The 20,103-nt window shown below is 65.0% G+C and carries 5 protein-coding genes and 4 pseudogenes; 8 read left to right on the top strand and 1 reads right to left on the bottom strand.

Going from position 1 to position 20,103, the window contains the following annotated elements; genetic code table 11:
- Positions 1-115: 115 nt before the first annotated feature.
- From ETW23_RS04230 to ETW23_RS04200, 7 genes and pseudogenes are all read left to right on the top strand, one after another.
- A pseudogene (locus ETW23_RS04230) lies at positions 116-6,546 on the top strand (beta-ketoacyl synthase N-terminal-like domain-containing protein).
- A gap of 5 nt (positions 6,547-6,551) precedes the next feature.
- Positions 6,552-7,568 (top strand): glycosyltransferase family 2 protein, encoded by a 1,017-nt coding sequence (locus ETW23_RS04225; RefSeq protein ID WP_134829234.1) that lies wholly within the window; start codon positions 6,552-6,554, stop codon positions 7,566-7,568.
- Positions 7,565-12,140 (top strand): annotated as a pseudogene (locus ETW23_RS04220) (MupA/Atu3671 family FMN-dependent luciferase-like monooxygenase). Before ETW23_RS04225 ends, ETW23_RS04220 begins: the two are co-directional and overlap by 4 nt.
- Positions 12,137-12,826 carry a 4'-phosphopantetheinyl transferase gene (locus ETW23_RS04215; protein WP_134829233.1) on the top strand — a complete coding sequence of 230 codons (690 nt, stop codon included), beginning with the start codon at positions 12,137-12,139 and terminating at the stop codon, positions 12,824-12,826. The pseudogene ETW23_RS04220 and the gene ETW23_RS04215 overlap by 4 nt, the downstream one beginning before the upstream one ends.
- Positions 12,823-13,761, top strand: coding sequence for a hypothetical protein (locus ETW23_RS04210; RefSeq protein WP_247676843.1), 939 nt, complete (start codon positions 12,823-12,825; stop codon positions 13,759-13,761). Before ETW23_RS04215 ends, ETW23_RS04210 begins: the two co-directional genes overlap by 4 nt.
- Positions 13,758-16,282, top strand: a pseudogene (locus tag ETW23_RS04205) (hypothetical protein). Before ETW23_RS04210 ends, ETW23_RS04205 begins: the two are co-directional and overlap by 4 nt.
- On the top strand, positions 16,279-17,115 hold the full coding sequence (locus tag ETW23_RS04200; RefSeq protein ID WP_134829232.1) for a glycosyltransferase family 2 protein: 837 nt from the start codon (positions 16,279-16,281) through the stop codon (positions 17,113-17,115). Before ETW23_RS04205 ends, ETW23_RS04200 begins: the two are co-directional and overlap by 4 nt.
- Positions 17,116-17,292: 177 nt before the next feature.
- On the opposite strand, the gene ETW23_RS04195 is transcribed toward ETW23_RS04200, so the two are convergent.
- Positions 17,293-18,498 (bottom strand): glycosyltransferase, encoded by a 1,206-nt coding sequence (locus ETW23_RS04195; RefSeq protein WP_134829231.1) that lies wholly within the window; start codon positions 18,496-18,498, stop codon positions 17,293-17,295.
- 235 nt (positions 18,499-18,733) lie between these two features.
- On the opposite strand from ETW23_RS04195, the pseudogene ETW23_RS04190 reads away from it, so the two are divergent.
- Positions 18,734-20,103 (top strand): annotated as a pseudogene (locus ETW23_RS04190) (oligosaccharide flippase family protein).

Below are 20,103 nucleotides of genomic sequence, written 5' to 3'. Positions count from 1 at the left end.
CGCCGGGGAGAACTCCGGCACCATAAATCAACCCGTCCGGCGGGCGCCTGCCAGCTCTGCAAAGCAGTCTGGCAACGTTGTGCCGGACTGTTTTTAAGGGGCCAGTGGGTCAGGTATTGGCGATGCAGGATGGGAAACCCGCAGCGGGGGCGCTGCCGGAGATATAGCAATTGTCGGGTTGTCAGTGACAGTCCCCGGCGCAAATTCTGCTGACGCCTTCTGGCAGAACCTGCGCGACGGCATTGAATCGATTGAGGTTCTGGACCGCGACACCCTGCTGGCGGCTGGCGAACGGGCGTCTGTGCTGGCCGACCCGGACTATGTGCCTGCCGCAGCCCGGCTGCAGGGGTTTGATGAATTCGATGCCGAGTTCTTTGGCTTCAGTCCCAAGGAAGCCGCCATCCTCGACCCCCAGCACCGCAAATTCCTGGAAGTGGCCTGGGGAGCCATGGAGAACGCGGGCCACCCGCCCGAAAGCATCGCTGGCCCCATCGGCGTTTATGCAGGCTGCGGCATGGGCAGCTATTTCTATTTCAACATCTGCTCGAATCCGGCCCTTGTGGACGATGTCGGCATGTTCCTGCTGCGCCATACCGGCAACGACAAGGACTTCCTGTCGACCCGCGTCAGCCATGTGTTCGACCTGCACGGGCCCTCGGTCAACGTGCAGACCGCCTGCTCCACCTCGCTGGTTGCGGTGCATTACGCCTGCAAGGCCCTGCGGGAGGGCGAGTGCGATATGGCATTGGCCGGCGGTGTCACCATCGAGCTGCCGCAGGGCCGCGGCTACCTCTACAAGGAAAACGAAATCCTCAGCCCGGACGGCCACTGCCACGCCTTTGATCACCGGGCGCAAGGAACGGTTTTCGGCTCCGGCGCAGGCGCGGTGGCGCTGAGGCGGCTGGAGGATGCGATTGCCGATGGCGACCACATCTGGGCCGTCATCAAAGGCTCCGCCATCAACAATGACGGCGCAGACAAGGCCGGGTATCTGGCGCCCTCGGTCGGCGGCCAATCGGCAGCGGTACAGGCCGCACTGCAGGCGGCAGGCACCCCGGCAGAGACCATTGATTACGTCGAATGCCATGGCACCGGCACTTATCTGGGCGACCCGATCGAGGTCACAGCCCTGACCGACGCCTACCGCGCCACCACCCAGGACAACGGTTTTTGCCGCATCGGCTCGGTCAAGACCAACATCGGCCATCTGGACACCGCCGCCGGTGTCGCCAGCCTGACCAAAACCGCGCTGGCGCTGCATCATCAGGAAATCCCGCCCTCGCTAGGGTTTGAGGCGCCGAACCCCGCAATAGATTTCGAGACGTCACCCTTCAAAGTCAACGCCGCCCTCACGCCATGGGAACCGCACAAGGGACCGCGCCGCGCCGGCATCAACTCACTGGGCGTCGGCGGCACCAATGCCCATGTGATCCTCGAGGAAGCGCCAGAGCGTGCAGCCTCGGAAGAAAGCGATTTTCCGTTCCAGATCCTCTGTGTTTCCGGCCAGTCCAAGGCCGCGCTGGATGCCAACACACAGTCCCTTGCAGAGTACCTGAAGGCAAACCCGGATGCCGATCTGGCCGACGTGGCCTATACGCTGAAGGAAGGCCGCCGCGGCTTTGCCAAACGCCGCGTGCTGGTGGCGGAAACCACCGCTGAAGCGATTGATATTCTGACAGAAAACGACCCGCGCAAGGTCTTCACCCATGACCGTCTCGGCGACACCCCCGAGGTGGTCTTCCTGTTTCCCGGCGGCGGCGCGCAATATGCCGGCATGGCCCGCGATCTGTACGAGACTGAACCGGTCTTTGCCGATTGGATGGACCGCGGGCTGGACCACCTGCAACAGAGCCTGGATTACGACATCCGCGCCATCTGGCTGCCCGAAGCGGGCGAAGAGGACGCGGCAAACGCCAGGCTGCAACAGCCCTCAGTGCAGCTGCCGCTGATCATGATCGTGGAATACGCGCTGGCGCAGCTGTGGATCAGCTGGGGCGTCAAACCCGCGGCACTTGCGGGCCATTCTATGGGCGAAAACACCGCCGCCTGCCTGGCCGGCGTTATGCGTTTCGAGGACTGCATTGATCTGGTCCTGCTGCGCGGACGGCTGTTTGATACCGTTCCCGCAGGCGGCATGCTGTCCATTGCCCTGCCGCTGGCCGAAGTTGAAGCGATCATCGGCGATGATCTGGACATTGCCAGCGTCAACGCGCCCGCGCTTACCGCCGTATCCGGCCCGCAAGAGGCGCTGGACCGGTTGTCCGCCGACCTGACCGCCCGCGAGGTGGAGCACCAGCGCATCCAGATCGACATTGCCGCCCATTCGCGGATGCTGGACGGCATCCTGCAGCAGTATGGCGATTTCATCCGCTCGCTGACCCTGTCAGCGCCGAACCTGCCGGTGATCTCCAACCGCACCGGCGCCGCCCTGACCGCCGAACAGGCCACCAGCGCCGATTACTGGGTCGGTCAGTTGCGCAACACCGTGCGCTATGCCGACTGCATTGAAACCCTCGCCAAGACCCCGAACCGTGTGTTCCTTGAGACCGGCCCCGGCAAGGCCCTCAGCGCGCTGGCGCAAATGTCGCCCGCAGTGCAACCGGGCCAGGTGCTCAGCTCGCTGCGCCACCCGGATCAGGACGTGATGGATGACAGTTACTTCTTCGGCGTCGTCGGCCGGCTTTGGGCTTGCGGGGTTGAGGCTGATTGGCATCAGATCTGGGGCGAAGCGCGGCGCAACCGCCTGCCCCTGCCCGGTTACGCCTTTCAGAGCAGCCGCTATTTCATCGAACCCGGCAAACCTGCCGTGGAAGAAGACACGCCCCCCGCCCGGCGCGAAGATCTGGCCGATTGGGGCTACCGCCCTGCCTGGCGGCCCAGGTTCGCCGATTGCACCCTGGACGTGGAACATGAACTGGACCAGGCACCGCACACCTGGCTGATTTTCGAGGATGAAACAGGCCACGCGGCCCGCGCCGCAGACCAGCTGCAGGCCGCTGGCCACAGCGTCACCCGCGTCCGCGCCGGCGACACTTATGCGCAGCTGTCCCCGGTCTCATACATCCTGCCGCCGGAACAGGGCCGCGCCGCCTATGGCGCATTGCTGGCAGACTTGGCAGGCGCCGGGCTGCTGCCGGACCGCATCGCCCATTTCTGGCTGGTGACCGGGGAAGAAACCTATCGCCCCGGCTCTTCCTTCTTTGACCGCAATCTGGAGATGGGCTTTCACTCCCTCACCGCATTGGCGCAGGAACTGGGCAATGCCGGTCTGCCCGGCCCGCTGCATATCAGCGTCTTCACCACTGGTGCAGCACAGGTCCGCAGCGAAGCGCTGCCCTATCCCGAAAAGGCGATGATCGCGGGGCCGCTGGGGGTGATCCCGCGTGAGCTGCCCGGCATCACCTGCGCCGCCATCGACATCGAACTGCCAAAGCCGCCCAAGGCGCTGTTTACGCGCGGCAAACCGGTACAAGCAGACATTACCCCGCGCCTGCTGGAAGAGCTGATGGCGGATCCCGCAAACACCTCTGCCGCTTGGCGCGGTGAAAAGCGGCTAGAACTCACGTGGCGTCCGCTGCCGCTGCCCGCGCCGGAAACGCCGCCCTTTAAACAGGGCGGCCACTATCTGATAACCGGCGGCTATGGCGGTATCGGCCTGACCGTCGCGGGCCATCTGATGCGCGAATACGGCGCCAAAATCTCACTGATCTCCCGCGAAGGCCTGCCCCCGCGCGCCGCCTGGGAGCGCTACTTGCGCAGCCACAGCCCGGCCAACCGCACCGCTTTGCGCATCCGCGCGGTAATGGCGCTTGAGGAGACCGGCAAAGGCCGGATCCTGCCGCTGGCCGCCGACGTCTGCAACAGCGGTGAGCTGCGCCGCGCCCGCGCGCAAGGCGAAGCTGCCTTTGGTCCCGTCACCGGCGTGATCCACGGCGCCGGTGTCATCGATGACGGCCCGCTGCTGGCCAAAGACGAGAACCAGATCGCCCAGGTGCTGGCTCCAAAGGTCAGCGGACTGCGGGCGCTTGATGCGGTATTCCCCGATGGCAGCCTGGAGCTGATGGTGCTGTTTTCCTCCTCCTCCGCCGTGACCCGGCCTGCGGGCCAAGTGGATTACATTGCCGCCAATGAATTCCTCAACGCCTGGGCCAAGCACCGCACCGGCGGCCTCACCCGTGTGATGGCAGTGGATTGGGGTGTCTGGTCCGATACCGGCATGGCCGCCGACGCCATGGCCAGCCGCAACGGCGCCACCGCCGCCGGCACGATGGCCCCCTGTCCCCAGCCGCTGTTACAGCAATGCGGCTATGACACGGCCGGCAACCGCATCTTCACACCGCGTTTTGAAACCGCGGATTGGCTTCTGGACGAACACCGGACCGCCGATGGAACCGCCCTGGTGCCCGGCACCGGCTACATCGAAATGGCGGCAGAGGCGCTGGCAGAAACCGGTTTTGAAGGGCCAATCGAAATCCGCGACCTCTACTTCATGCGCCCTCTGGTTGCAAAAAGTGAAGCCCCGGCAAAGCTTGCGGTAAAACTCGAAGCTAATGAAAATGGTTATGAACTGTTTGTTTACTCGGCATGTACAAATGGTTACTCTCTAAATTGTCAGGCTATGCTGGCCTCAGCGGCGGCGGCAGAATGCCCCGCCGCACTCAACCTCCAGAATATTTTCACCCGTTGCCCGGAGGAGCAGGCGCCAATCGACGGGCGCTTGCGCTCCGCGCAGGAGGCGCATCTGCGCTTTGGTCCGCGCTGGCATGTGCTAAGGCGCGCGGCACTGGGCAATGGCGAGGGCCTCGCCACTCTCTCACTCCCGGACATCGCGGCGCAGGACGGCTGTCTGCTGCATCCCGGCCTGCTGGACCTGGCCACCGGCTGGGCGATTGGCCTGATCCCCGGATATGACGCCAGCGCGCTTTGGGTGCCGGTGTCCTACCACCTGATCCGGGTTTTCGCACCGCTCACCTCCAGCATCTGCAGCCATGTGCGGCTGACGGATGCGCCGGATGGCAGCTCTGCCGGTTTTGACGTCACCCTGACAGATCCGCACGGCACTGTTCTGGTCCGGATCGAAGGTTTCCGGATGCAGCGCCTGACCGGCGGATTCGACGCCGCAGCAGCCAAAGGGCAAGCCGACGCCACCGCCGCTGAGCTGGGCCTGGAACCTGCCGCCGGCACGCAGCCTCTGTCTCCCGAGGAACGGCGCCTGCAGCTGAACATCTCCAACGGCATCAAAGCCGCTGAAGGCGGCGAGGCGCTGGCCCGCGCCCTGGCCACCGGCCTGCCGCAGGTGGTGGTCTCCTCGCTGGACCTGCCCGCTTTGATCGCACAGGCAGGGCAGACTGCCGCCGCGGAGGACACCCAGACGTTCGAGCGCCCGCAACTGGATACTGACTACGTCGCCCCCCGCAACCCGGTGGAGGAGGAACTGGCCGGCCTCTTTGCCGCCCTCCTTGGGGTGTCGCAGGTGGGGATCGAGGACAGTTTCTTTGACCTTGGCGGCCACTCGCTGATTGCGGTGCGGCTGTTTGCCCAGGTCAAACGCGGCTTTGGTGTGGAATTCCCCCTGTCGGTGCTGTTTGAGGCCCTAGCGTCGCCGCGCTGGCAGAACGGATCATAGACCGCACCGGCGGCGGTATCGCTGCGGAACCAGGGAAACCCGCCGCAGCTGCAGAGGACACACCATCCTTCACCCATCTGGTGCCGCTGCATCCGGGCGACGGCACCGGACGGCGGCCCTTCTTTCTGGTGGCAGGCATGTTCGGCAATGTGCTGAACCTGCGCCAATTGGCCCTGCTCGTGGGTAAGGACCGCCCGGTCTATGGCCTGCAGGCCAAGGGGCTGGTCGGCAATGACGCCCCGCACTCCCGGATCGAGGACGCAGCCCGAAGCTGCCTGGATGAAATCCGCCGGATCCAGCCCGAGGGCCCGTATCTTCTGGGCGGCTTTTCCGGCGGCGGTATCACCGCCTATGAGATGGCGCAGCAGCTGAAGGATCATGGCCAGGAAACCGCCGCGCTGATCCTGCTGGACACGCCCCTGCCCATGCGCCCGCCACTCAGCCGCCGCGACAAGGCACTGATCAAACTGGCAGAACTGCGCAGCAAAGGGGCCGGCTACATTGGCGAATGGGCCAGAAACCGCATCGCCTGGGAGGTTGAAAAACGCCGCGCCGCTCCGGTCGAGAGCGGCGCCCTGCCCGAATTCAACAACCGCAAGATTGAGCTGGCCTTCCGCACCGCCGTAGAAACTTACGCCCTGCGCCCCTGGACCGGCCCCCTCACGCTGTTCCGTCCGCCTCTGGACCGCAACTGGCAGGTCAGCGGCGGCAACTGGGTCAGCGCTGCGCGCGAATATGTGTTTGATGACAACAGCTGGACCCGCTGGGCCGCGCAGACAGAGGTGGCCGAAGTGCCGGGCGACCACGACAGCATGGTGCTGGTGCCGAATGTCAGCGTGCTGGCCGCCGGTGTCAAAGCCCGGCTCGACGCCGCCGATACGGCGGCAGGCCGGCCCCGCTATGCCACGGCCGCGGAGTGACGCCAATGAACCCGCAGCGCATCCTCACCATCCTCCTCAACTACCGCACGCCGGAGATGACCCTGCAGGCCGCCGAGGCCGCCCTGCGCGAAATGGAGGACCTGCCGGGCGAACTGCTGATCATCGACAATGGATCCGGCGACGGCTCCTATGATCAGATCCGCGCCGAAGCAGACAAACGCGGCTGGCTCGGCAGCGGGCGGTTGCGGGTGATCGCCTCGCCTGTGAACGGCGGCTTTGGCGCGGGCATGAACCTGGGGCTGAAAACCGGCCTGTCGGACGGCAGCGCGCCGGAATTCTACTACTTGCTGAACTCCGACGCCTTTGTGCAGGGCAGCACCATCGGCACCCTGCGCGACTTCCTGCTGGAACGTCCCGGCGCCGGGCTGGCCGGCTCTTTTGTGCGCGGCACCGACGGCGCGCCGCACCGCACCGCCTTCCGTTTCCCCTCCATCGCCGGAGAATTCGAGGCCAGCGTGCGCACCGGCATTTTCACCCGGCTTCTGAAACCCTGGGTGGTCGCCATGGACATGCCGCAGGACGAATTGCAGGTCGACTGGACCGCCGGCGCCAGCCTGATGATCCGCCGCGAAGTCATCGAGGCCGTTGGCGGCTTTGACGAGACCTTCTTTCTGTATTTTGAGGAAACCGACCTCTGCCGCCGTGCCGCCCGTGCGGGCTGGCGCACCCACTATGTGCCAACGAGCGAAATCGCCCACGTGGGGTCGGCGTCCACCGGGATGAAAGCCTGGCAGCGCACGCCGCAATACTGGTTCAATTCGCGGCGGCATTACTTCGTCAAACACCACGGGCACGCCTATGCCGCCGCCGCCACGCTGGCGCGTATCACTGGCAGCCTGATCTATGGGCTGCGCCGCCTGATCTCGGATAAACCACAGGCGGATCCGCCGCATTTCCTGCGCGATCTGGTCCTGTACAGCCTGCGTGCGGTATTTGCGCCGCAGCCAAAACCATCACCAAAAACGCGCGCCCCCTCTCCGATTGCAAAGGAGCAGAAATGACGTTCTTCACATGTGCCCTGATTGGCAATGAATCCCTTCTGATCGGCTGTGCCGAGGCGCTGCTGGCACGCGGCCACCAGATCCGGGCCGTGGCGTCGCAAGACCCCGATATCCGCAGCTGGGCCGATGGCAAGGGCCTGCCCCTGCTGGACACCCAGCAGCAGCTGCAAGGCGGCTTCGACTGGCTGCTGTCAATCGCCAACCTGACAGTGATCCCTGATGAGGTTCTGGCGCTGGCCGCCAAAGGCGCGGTGAACTTCCACGACGGCCCCCTGCCCCATTACGCGGGCCTCAACACCCCGAATTGGGCGCTGATCAATGGCGAAACACAGCATGGCGTCACCTGGCACCTGATGACCAGCGGCATCGATGAGGGTGACATCCTGGCCCGGCGGCTGTTCGATGTAGCGGCGGATGAAACTGCGTTCAGCCTGAACTCCAAATGCTACGCCGCCGCGATGGACAGCTTTGACGAGGTGATGGCGCAGCTGGAAACCGGCGAGTTGAACCGCCAGCCGCAGGACCTGAGCCAGCGCCGCGTGTTTGCCAGATCCGACCGCCCCGCCGCAGGGGGACTGCTGGACGTCTCCCGCCCCGCCGCCGAACTGGCGCGGCTGGTCCGTGCCTTGGACACCGGCGGATACTGGAACCCGCTGTGCGCCGCCAAATTGCGGATCTGCGGGCAGGTCGCTCTCACCGGGGCCGCGGAAACAGCAGAAGGCTCCGGCGCCCCCGGCACAGTGCTTGACGTCCGCAAAGACAGCGTGACAATCGCCACCGCGGACGGCGCGCTGATGCTGTCGCGGCTGACCACGCCGGCAGGCAAACCGCTGGACGCAGCCGAGCTGGTCAAAGCCGGCGATGTGCTGCCGGCGCTGACCGCGGAAGACGCCGGGACCCTCACTGCACAGATGGCAGCCGTACAGGGTGGCGAAAGCCACTGGCGCAAGGCGCTTGCCGCGATGCAGCCAGTCCAGGTACCGCTTGCAACTGATACCGGCGGCGCAGGGGAAACCCGCCAGCAGATCGCCATGCCTGCCGCCCTCAGCGAAGAACAGGCCGCCGCCGGGGTGCTGGCCTGGGCCTTGCTCAGCAGCGGCGAGAAATCCGCTGATGTGGCGCTGTCCATCGCCGGTATGAACGCGGTTCCTGGGCTGATCTCCGATTGGGTTCCGCTGCAGGCACGGCGGGAACAGACCGTGTCCGACCTCAAAGAGAAAGCAATTCAGGGCATTGAAAAAGCGCGTAAATACGGCGGCTTTGCCGAAGATTTGGCCGCGCGGGCACCCGAGATTCCGGCGTTCTCTCGACCAGCCATAGGCCTGTCTCTGGACAGGGACGGCCCGGTTTCAGGCTGCGCCGCCACCGTCGCTTTCTGCGATGGCGCACTGGCGCTGCACACGGACAACGCCCAGCTGGACGAACAGGCCGCAGAATTGCTGGCCGCGCGGCTGGCTCTGGTGCTGGGCGCCCTGGCCGGTGATGCGGACCTAGCGGTCGCAGACCTCCCCATCCTGCCCGAAGCCGAGCGCAAGCTGCTGCTGGAGGATTGGAATCAGACCGACGCGGACTATCCAGCAGGTCTGACCATTCACGCCGCTTTCGAGGCGCAGGCCGCCAGCACCCCCGACGCCGCTGCACTGGTGTTCGAGAACCAAAGCTTCACCTATGCCCAGGTCAACGCCCGCGCCAATGCCGTGGCCGCACGCCTGCGTGAAATGGGCGTGAAACCTGGAGTTCATGTAGGCATCCATATCCGCCGCGCTCCCGAGCTGGTGTTTGCCGCCTTGGGCGTGATGAAGGCCGGCGGCGCCTATGTGCCGCTCGACCCGGCCTATCCTGCGGACCGGATTGCCCATTACATCAGCGACAGCCGGGCGCAGGTGATCGTGACACAATCCGCACTGGCCGGCGCCCTGCCCGCCTCCGGGGCACAGGTGCTGGAAATCGAAACCGTCCCCGCGGGGACAGCCAACGGTAACATCAATGGCGGCGCCACGGGCAGCGATCCGGCCTATCTGATCTACACCTCCGGCTCGACCGGTCTGCCCAAGGGGGTGATGGTCACCCACGCCAATGTCTCGAACGTCTTCACCGGCATGGATCAGCGCATCCCGCATCAGCCCGGCGATGCCTGGCTGGCGGTCACCAGCCTTAGCTTTGACATCTCGGTGCTGGAGCTGTTCTGGACCCTGTCGCGCGGGCTGAAGCTGGTCTTGTCCAGCGATGAAAGCCGGCTGGAGCTGTCCAAAGGCCCGGTTGCGAAATCAGACCGCAGAATGGATTTCAACCTGTTCTACTGGGGCAATGACGATGGGCCGGGTCCGCAGAAATACCATCTGCTGCTGGAAGGCGCCAAGTTTGCCGATAGCCACGGTTTCAACGCGGTCTGGACGCCGGAACGGCATTTCCACGCTTTTGGCGGCCCCTATCCGAACCCGTCGGTAACAGGTGCTGCCGTTGCGGCGGTGACGCAGAACATCGGCGTGCGGGCCGGCTCTTGCGTGGCCCCCTTGCACCATTGTGCGCGGATTGCCGAGGAATGGGCGGTGATCGACAACCTGACAGCAGGTCGCGCCGGGATCGGCTTTGCCTCGGGCTGGCAACCGGATGATTTCATCCTGCGGCCGGAAAATACGCCGCCAGCAAACAAGCCTGCCTTGTTTGAGAGCATTGAAACCGTGCGCAAACTCTGGCGCGGCGAGGAGGTTGCCTTTGCCCGCAAAGACGGCAGCGATCACGCCGTTGTCACCCAGCCCCGCCCCGTTTCAGCCGAACTGCCGGTCTGGGTCACGACTGCTGGCAACCCGGAAACCTGGCGCGAGGCCGGGGCGATCGGGGCAAATGTGCTGACCCATCTCTTGGGCCAAAGCATCGACGAGGTCGCGGGCAAAATCCGTATTTATCATGACGCGTTGCGCAAAGCCGGCCATGACCCTGCGGATTTCAAGGTTACCCTGATGCTGCACAGCTATCTGGCAGCAACCCGCGAGGAAGCCCGCCAAGTGGCGCGCGAGCCGATGAAGAACTACCTGCGCTCGGCCGCCGGGCTGATCAAGCAATATGCCTGGGCCTTCCCGGCGTTCAAGAAGCCCGAAGGCGTCAAAAACCCGTTCGAGATGGATCTGGGATCGCTGTCTGAGGAGGAGCTGGAAGCGATCCTCGACTTCGCCTTTGAACGGTATTTTGAGGACTCGGGCCTGTTCGGCACCATTCAGGATGCCTGCCAGCGGGTCGAGCAACTGAAACACATCGGCGTGGATGAGATCGCCTGCCTGATCGACTATGGCATCGCGCCGGACGTGGTGCTGGAGGGGCTGAAACCCCTGGCCGAAGTGCTGCGCCTGTCCAACGCCCCGCAGGAACTGGCGGCGGATGACTTCTCTTTGGCTGCACAGATCGTGCGCCATGGCGTCAGCCACATGCAGTGCACCCCGTCGATGGCGCGGATGATTGCCGCGGATGAAGACGCCAGCGCCTGTTTGGCACAATTGCAGCATCTGCTGGTGGGGGGCGAGGCGCTGCCCGGGGATCTGGTGCAGGCGCTGCGCGAGGCTACCCCGCCGAAATCCACAACATGTACGGCCCGACCGAGACGACGATCTGGTCGACAGTGGAGAAAGTCACGGCTGTCCCGGCGGGGACAACCGGGATCGGCACGCCGATTGCCAACACGCAGGTTTACGTTCTGGACGAAAAACAGATGCCTGTCCCCGCGGGGACAGCCGGGGAATTGTATATCGGCGGCGCGGGTGTCACGGCGGGCTACTGGCAACGGCAAGAGCTGACTGCTGAACGGTTCGTAAACACAGCGTTCGCTGATACCCCCTTTACCGCACCGGGGATCTGGTGCGCTGGACAGCCGGCGGCACGCTGGCCTTTCTGGGCCGCACCGACCATCAGGTTAAGATCCGCGGCCAGCGGATTGAGCTGGGCGAGATCGAAGCCGCGATGGCCGCATTCCCCGGTGTGACGGGGGCTGTGGTTGTGCCGCGCGGCGAAAGCGGCGCCGGGCAATTGGTAGGTTATGTCACCACCGCTGCACCTGTTGACGAGAGCCTTGTGAAACAAGCCTTGGCGGCCAGACTGGCCGAGGCGATGGTGCCTGCGCGGATCGTCACGCTGGAGGCCTTCCCGCTGACACCAAACAAGAAAATCGACCGCAAGGCACTGCCTGATCCGCAGCCGGCACGGGCCGAAGCCCCTGCGGCTGTTGCGCTGGATGCAGGCGCGCAAGCCAGGATCGCAACCGTCTGGAGCCGCATTCTGGGCATCAGCGGCATCGGCGCACAGGACAATTTCTTTGCGCTTGGCGGCCATTCGCTGCTGGCGGTGCAGGCGCACCGGGAATTGCGCGCCGAACTGGGCGAGGCACTGGGGACTGCGAGCCTGTCGATCACGGATATCTTCCGCTTCCCGACGCTGGCGGGGCTGGCGGCCCATATCGAAGGGCTTGCAGGCACACCTGCAAATGCGGAACAACAGCCGCAGGACAGCGAAGGGCCCGACCGCGCCGGCACCATGTCGAAACGGCGGGCCATGCGTGCAAACCGCAAAGCAAGGACCGGATGACAGAGGCCGAAAACAAACTGGCAAAGCGGCTGGCACTGGTCCGGCCGCTTTTTGCCGCCGATGTGGCGCTGGCCGGGGCAGATCCGCTGGGCGCCCCGCCCGCACCGCTGGCAGAGGAAGCCGCGGGGCTGTCGCCGAACGCGGTGATCAAACGGCGCACCGAATTTGCCGCGGGACGCAGTGCCGCGCATCAGGCGATGCGGCAGCTTGGGCTGACGCCTGCTCCTGTGACGGTGGGCCGCGACCGGGCGCCGGTCTGGCCCAAGGGGCTGGTCGGCTCGATCACCCACACCAAAAGCTGCGCCATGGCCGTGCTGGCCCATGAGGGCGGCGTTCAGGGTCTGGGGATCGATGTGGAAGAGGACACGCCGCTGAAGGACGAACTGCTGCCTGCAATCTGCTCGGAGCGGGAACAGGCCTGGCTGAAACGGCAGGACAACCCCGGACAGATGGCCAAGATGATCTTTTCCGCCAAGGAAGCGGCCTACAAATGCCAATACACGCTGAGCCGGGCTTTTTATGGCTTTGACGGGATGGAGCTGGAGTTTGATCTGGCGGCAGCTGCGTACCGGGCCGTGTTTACCGCTGACCGGCCGCCTTTTGTGCGCGGAGAAGCTGTCAGCGGGCGCTTTGCAATTGGTGCCGGCCTGATCATCACCACGGCGGAAATCCGGGGGCGCGGATGATGGGGCGGCGCGGATTTCTGGTTTTTGGCGCGCTGAGTGCGGCGCTGGGGCTGATGGGGTTTGCAACACGCAGCCGCGGCGTGCCGGTTCCACCGCCGCTGGCGCCGCCTGAGGCACCCTTGAAGGTTTTCCATCTGGGTCATTCGCTGGTCGGGTCTGACATGCCGCATATGCTGGCGCAGCTGGCGCCTGCGGGGCATGGGTTCAACAGCCAGCTGGGCTCGGGCACATCGCTGCGGGCGCATTGGGAGCCGGGGGAAGATATCCTCGATTTTGAGACCGCCAATCAGCCGCCCGCTTACCGGGACGCGCGGGAGGCCGTCAAATCCGGTGAATACGATGCCTTGGTGCTGACCGAGATGGTCGAGCTGCGCGACGCCCTCCGCTATTTCAGCGCCGCCGAATACTTGACGAATTGGGCCGGGCTTGTGCGGCAAGCCTCGCCTGGCACACGTATGTATCTCTATGAGACCTGGCACAGGCTGGACGACCCGGACGGCTGGCTGGAACGGATCGACGGCGATCTTGAGGCGCTGTGGGTAGGCAAACTGCTGGGTCCGGGCAGCCGCCGCAACCCGCAGCACCCGGTCTATCTGATCCCCGGCGGGCAGGTACTGGCGGCACTGGCGCGGGCGGCGGAGGCCGGAGGGATCCCTGGCCTGGCTTCACGTGAATCGCTGTTTGCCCGCACGCCGGCGGGGGAATTGGACACGATACATGTCAATGATCTGGGGGCCTATGCGGTTGCGCTGACCCACTATGCGGTGCTGTACCAGCGCTCGCCCCTGGGGCTGCCGCATCAGCTGACCCGCGCCGATGGCAGCCCGGCGCAGGCGTTTTCAGCTGAGGCCGCCGCCAAACTGCAGCAGATCGTCTGGGACGTGGTGCGCGCCCTGCCCCGTACAGGTATCGCCACCGGGGGAGCACCGTCATGAAGCTGGAGGCGCTGATTACCTCCGTGGTCATGGTCGGCCATTCGCTGTTCGGGCCGGACAACCCGCAGATGCTGGACCAGCTTTTGAATGCGCGCGGGCAGGCCACGGTCGAGGCGCAGATCATCAATGGCGCGCCGCTGAGCTATAACTGGCAGCACAGCAGCACCGCCGAAGGGGTTGATTCACGTGAAAGGCTGCGCCGCCCGGCGGATGCGGTGATTGCGACCGAAGCCATTCCGCTGGCCAATCACCTGAAGTGGAGCGATACCGAAGGCGCTGTCACCCAATTCTACCAGCTGGCGCGGGCCGCGAACCCGGATGTGGACTTTTACCTGCAGGAAACCTGGCACAGTCTGGACAGCGGCACCGGCGCCGAGGTGCCCTTTGACAAGGGTGCCGATATTCCCTGGCGCGAGAGGATCAGGCATGACCTGCCGCGCTGGCAAGCGGTAGTAGATGAGGTTAACACAGCCACCAGCGGCACCGTGAAACTGCTGCCTGCGGGGCAGGCCATGGCGCGGCTGGAGGATGCAATTCTGGCCGGCACCATGCCCGGCCTCAGCAGCATCCGCGATGTGTTTGCCGATGACATCCATCCCAATGCCACTGGGTTCTATTTCCTGGCGCTGCTGCAATTTGCGGTGCTGACCGGGCAAGACCCGGCTGGCCTGCCGCATCAGCTGAGCGACCGCTGGGGCAAGCCCTATCCCGCGCAGCCGCCGGACCTGGCAGCGCGGCTGCAGGACATTGCCTGGGCTGCGGCCCAAGGAACCGATGTGCGCACGGCAGCCCTGCCTCCCGGCCCTATTGCCATGCCGCGGGAGCCTGCCCTGCCTGCGCTCAACTCGGTGAAGGCCGCTGACAGGGCTGACAGGACCGCACCGATGGCCAGCCCCAACCGGCAACCCGTCGCCATCAACCTGGCAGCCATTGCCGACTGGAGCACCCAGGCGCCGTTTCTGGATCATTTTAAAACTGCGCGCCCCTGGATCGGGCATCTGCCGAAACGCTGGGGTGGTGCGGACCACCAGGATCTGCTGGCCGCCGGGTATCTGGACCCGGAGGGCTGGCCCACTGCTATCCCGCCTGAGCTGACATCAATCGGCACGGTGATCCTGACCGATCTGCCAGAGGAGGCCGGTTCGCTTGCGGGCCGCTATGTGCTGCGGTTCGACGGTCAGGGCATTGTCGAGGTTGCCGGCCGGGCTGAGAATGTGCGCTACGGCAAGGGCGAAGTGCGGTTCGACTATGCCCCCGGCCCCGGTCCGGTGGAAATCCGCATCCAGCGGACAGGACGGCGCGGCGGCAGCGGCGATGACTATGTGCGCAACATCCGGGTGGTGAAGGAAGAGCACCTGGAGGCCTATGAGCAAGGCGCGCTGTTCAACCCGCTGTGGCTGGACCGGCTGGACGGGTTTGCCGCGCTGCGGTTCATGGATTGGATGGCCGCCAATGATTCAGAGCAAACCGGCTGGGAGGACCGGCCGCGGGTTCCTGAATACACTTGGGCGCTGAAGGGCGTTCCGGCCGAGATCATGCTGGCGCTGGCCAACACGCTGGGGGCCGATCCCTGGTTCACCATGCCGCATATGGCGGATGACACTTATGTCCGGCAGTTTGCACGGACAGCAGAGCGCGGCTTGGATGAGGATCTGCGCGCCTACGTGGAGTATTCCAACGAGGTCTGGAACTGGCAGTTCCAGCAGGCGGCCTGGGCTGATGCGCAGGCGCAGGCACGCTGGGGCGGCGATGGGTTGTGGATGCAGTTCTACGGCGGCCGTGCCGCCGAGATTGCGCAGATCTGGACGCAGATTTTTGGTGCTGACAGCAAGCGTCTGGTGCGGGTGATCTCCTCGCAGACCGGCTGGCTGGGATTGGAAGAGCAGGTTCTGACGGCGCCGCTGTGGAAGGCGGAACAGGCGGGGCGCCAAGCGCCTGCTGCCTATTTCGATGCCTATGCGGTTACGGGGTACTTCGGCGGCATCCTTGGCATCCCGGAACGCGCCGGGCACGTCCGCGCCTGGATCGCCGACAGCCGGGAGCAGGCCCGGGCGGTGGCAGCGGAACGCGGGCTGTCTGGCCCGACGGCAAGCGCATTTGCAAAGGAACATCAATATGATGCAGCCTCTGCCCAGGCCGGAGCGGAGTTGCGCGACGGGCTGATCTCGGGGGACGGCACCGATACATTGACCGATTTGCTGGGGCGTGTGCTGCCCTATCATGCCCAGGTTGCGCAGAAACACGGGCTGGAGCTGATCATGTATGAGGGCGGCAGCCATGTGGTCGGTATCGGCCCATTGGTGGAGGATGAGACACTGACCGGGTTCTTCACCCACTTCAACTATACGCCCGAGATGGGCAGGCTGTACCAGGAACTTCTGACAGGCTGGAGCACCCTTGGCGGGGCTTGTTCACCGCCTATGCCGATGTTGGCGTGCCTGGAAAGTGGGGGAGCTGGGGCGCCTTGCGGGTGCTGAGCGACGAAAACCCGCGCTGGAACGCGTTGGAGGCCGTGAAGTGACCAGAGGTGTTTCGGTCCTGATCCCGGCCCATGATGAAGCGGAGTATATCGCGGGGTGCCTGCAAGCGGTTTTTGCCTCGGATCCGCTGCCTGCGGGTATGGCCGCTGAGGTTCTGGTGCTGGCAAATGGCTGCCGCGATGAAACGGCCGCGCTGGCGCGGGTTCAGCAGCCTCCAGCAGGCTGGGATCTGCGGATTCTGGAATTGCCGGAGGGCGGCAAGCTTGGCGCGCTGAATGCCGGCGATGCGGCAGCCCGCGGCGGTATCCTGATCTATCTGGATGCGGATGTTGCAGTCAGCCCGGCACTGATCCCGCAACTTGCTGCAGCACTGCCGCAGGACGAGCCGCGTTATGCCAGCGGCTGCCCGCAAGTGGCACTGGCGCGCAGTGCGGTGACCCGCGCCTATGCACGGCTCTGGACCCGGCTGCCGTTTGTCACCGGCGGCGTGCCCGGATTTGGTGTCTTCGCCATGACCTGCGCGGGACGGCAGCGCTGGGGGGACTGGCCGGATATCATCGCCGATGACATTTTTGCCCGGCTGAATTTTGCACCGTCTGAACGGGTGAAAGTGCCTGCGGTTTACAGCTGGCCGATGGTGGAGGGTTTCCGCAATCTGGTCCGGGTGCGGCGGCGGCAAAACGCAGGCGTGGCTGAGGTGGCAAGCAAATTCCCAGGCCTGCTGCAGAACGAGGACAAAATCCCGCCAAGCGCCGGCGCCGTGCTGAAGCTGCTGCTGTCGGATCCAGCCGGTTTTGCGGTCTATGCGATGGTCGGCCTGGCCACAAAAACACCGCTGTTTGCGTCCCGCAGCCGCTGGACCCGCGGCCGCTGAGGCCTGGGCTTTGCTGCTGATCTATCCCGGTAGTGCTCCCGCGCCCGCAGGGTGCCCTGGCTGCGCCAGCGCACCCTTGGCAGCCTTGGGCGTGGCCCGGCGCCTTGGCGCCGGGCCACGCCCAACGGAAGCGGTGCATCTGCAGATGCGCCGGCGACGGGCGGGAGTGCGCCGGTTTTACCCGGCGATGGCCTTGCGGAAATGGGCGGCGAGTTTGGCGGCCTCTGCGGCACTGTCATGACGGCCCAGCACGCGCCTGCGGCCCGCCTGACCCATGGCGGTCCGCTGCGAATGCGGGGTCTGCGCAAGGGTGATGACCGTTTGTGCCAGGGCGCCTTCATCCCCGGCCGGCAGCAGCCAGCCGGTTTGCCCCGGCACCACCAGCTCGGGCGTGCCCGCGATAAATGTCGCGATCACCGGGCGCGCGGCGGCCATTGCCTCCATCACCACCATCGGCAGGCCTTCGGCAAAAGATGGCATCACCAGCGCATGGGAACTTGCCAGCTCTGCCTGCACCTCGGTTTCGGCAAGCCAGCCGGTCAAGGTGATGCTGCCCTGCAAACCATGCGCTGCAATTGCGGCCTCCAGCGCAGGCCGCATGCCGCCGTCGCCAACCAGCGACAGATGCACATCCGGAATTTCCTGCACCAGCCGTGCCATGGCGTTCACCAGCACCATCTGGCCTTTCTGCTCCACAAACCGCCCGATCGCCACCAGCCGCAGCGGCCCCTGCGGCAACGGTGCAGGATCGGCAAACCGGTCCGGCTCAATCCCGCAATGCACTACCTTGAGACTGTCCCATTTACCGAAAGCGGCCCAGCGGCTCAGCTGGCTTTTGCCAAAGCTGCTGACCGCCACAGTAAAAGCCGCACGGTTGATTTTCTCGCCCAGTGACAGCGCCTGCGGCGCGTCGAACTCCTCGGGCCCGTGCACGGTAAAGCTGTAGCCAGGCCCACCCAGCGCATGGGCCAGCATCGCCACCGCCGCGGCATTGGTGCCAAAATGGGCGTGCATGTGCTGTACGCCTGCCGCAGCGCAGCGCTGTTTCACATAGGCCGCTTCGCCGAGATAGATCAGGTGCCGCAGGAGGCCTGTGCCGGCGGCATGCGCCAGTTTCAGCGCCAGCCGCAGCGCTTGGGCAAATCGAACGGGCGACGCTGCCTCCCTGGCGAGTGCTGCAAGCAGGCGCCAGGCGCCGGCCTGCAGCACGTAGCCGGTGCGGGCTGCCTCAGCCTGATCCTGCGGATCCGCCAAAGCCGCAGCCGAGGGGCGCATTGCCAGGCGCAGGATCTCCACGCCCTGATGTTCCAGCGCCTGCAGCTCACGCCGGATGAAACTGTGCGAGGGCTGGGGATACGTGTTCAGGACATAGGCAATTTTCAACGCGGCTTGTTCCGTGCAAATCTTGGGTCTGCGGCAGGTTAACGGCGGTTGAGCAGCTTGCCCAGCGTCCTGTTGCGCTTGTCGCATAGATGTGGAGAATGGGCTGCGAGGGCCATGATTGTTAAAGTATTTTCTACCCTGTATCCCGCATTCCTGTTGCAAGCGGCCCTGTGATTGACGCCCTCTGCCCTGCCGCCTAGCCTGCGGAACCGGACGTTTGGGGATTGGCGCGGACATGCAGCGGGTTGCTTCGCTCTTTACCGGTCAGGGGATGATGGCGCGGGTTCTGCGCTCAGCCTCCTGGCTGATGATCGGATATGGCGGCAGCCAGGCCTTGCGGCTGGCCTCAAACCTGATCCTGACCCGCCTCCTGTTTCCCGAGGCCTTTGGTCTGATGGCGCTGGTTTCGGTGGTGACGGTGGGGCTGTCGCTGTTTTCAGACGTTGGCATCGGCCCGTCGATTGCCCAGAACAAGCGCGGTGATGATCCGGAATTCTTGGACACGGCCTGGACCATTCAGGTGATGCGGGGTTTTGGCCTGTGGGCATTAACGGCGCTGCTGGCCTGGCCTGCGGCCCAGTTTTATGGCGCTCCGGAGCTGCTGATCTATCTGCCTATTGCCGGTGCCGGATTGGCGATTGCCGGTTTCAACCCGACTAGGATCGAGACCGCGCACCGGCATCTGCTGGCGGGACGGGTCACGGTGCTGGATCTGGCGGGCCAGGTCATTGGGCTGGCAGCAATGGTTGCGCTGGCACTGGCCACGCAGTCGGTGATCGCGCTGGTGCTGGGCGGGGTGATCCAGGCGGCGGCCAAGCTGATTTTGTGCCATTACGGCCTGCCCGGTGCTGCAAACCGGTTCCGCTGGGAGACGGCGGCCGCAGGGGAATTGATCCATTTCGGTAAATGGATATTCCTGTCGACCGCCTTCTGGTTCCTAACCTCGCAAGGCGACCGGGCGATCCTGGGCAAGTTCGTCCCGCTGGAGGTGCTGGGCATTTACAACATCGGCTATTTCCTGGCGAGCTTTCCGATGCTGCTGGGCCATGCGGTGAACCAGCGGCTGATGATCCCGGTCTATCGCGACAAGCCAGCCAGGGAGGCGCCGGAAAACCTGCAGCGGCAGCGGCAGCTGCGCGGCGGGCTGACGGCAGGAATTCTGGCGATGCTGATTGCGATGGCCTGGGCCGGACCCTGGCTGGTGCAGTTCCTGTATGATGACCGGTACCTGCAAGCGGGGCCGATGATCGTCCTGATTGCGCTGGCGCTGGCGCCGGCGGTGATCACCATGACCTATGATCAGGCAGCCTTGGCAGCAGGCGACAGCCGCGGGTTCTTTGTGTTCTCGGCTGCGCGGGCCTGCTTGCAAACCGGCATGTTCCTGGGCGGGGTGGCCTGGTTCGGGCTGGCGGGCGGCATTGCGGCGCTGGGGCTGGCAATGCTGGCGGCCTATCCGGTGCTGGTGCGGCTGGCGCGCAGGCATCATGTCTGGGATCCGCTGCATGATGCGGGCTATGGGCTGCTGACCCTTGCGGCCGGGGGGCAGCCCTGCTCTGGCACTGGGATGCTGTAACGGCGATGGCAGCCGCGATGAGCTTTTCCTGA

The sequence above is a fragment of the Leisingera sp. NJS201 genome, from assembly GCF_004535885.1.
Taxonomy (GTDB): Bacteria; Pseudomonadota; Alphaproteobacteria; order Rhodobacterales; family Rhodobacteraceae; genus Leisingera.
The sequence above is the reverse complement of the archived record's forward strand: the minus strand, read 5'-3'. Positions and strand labels throughout refer to the sequence as shown.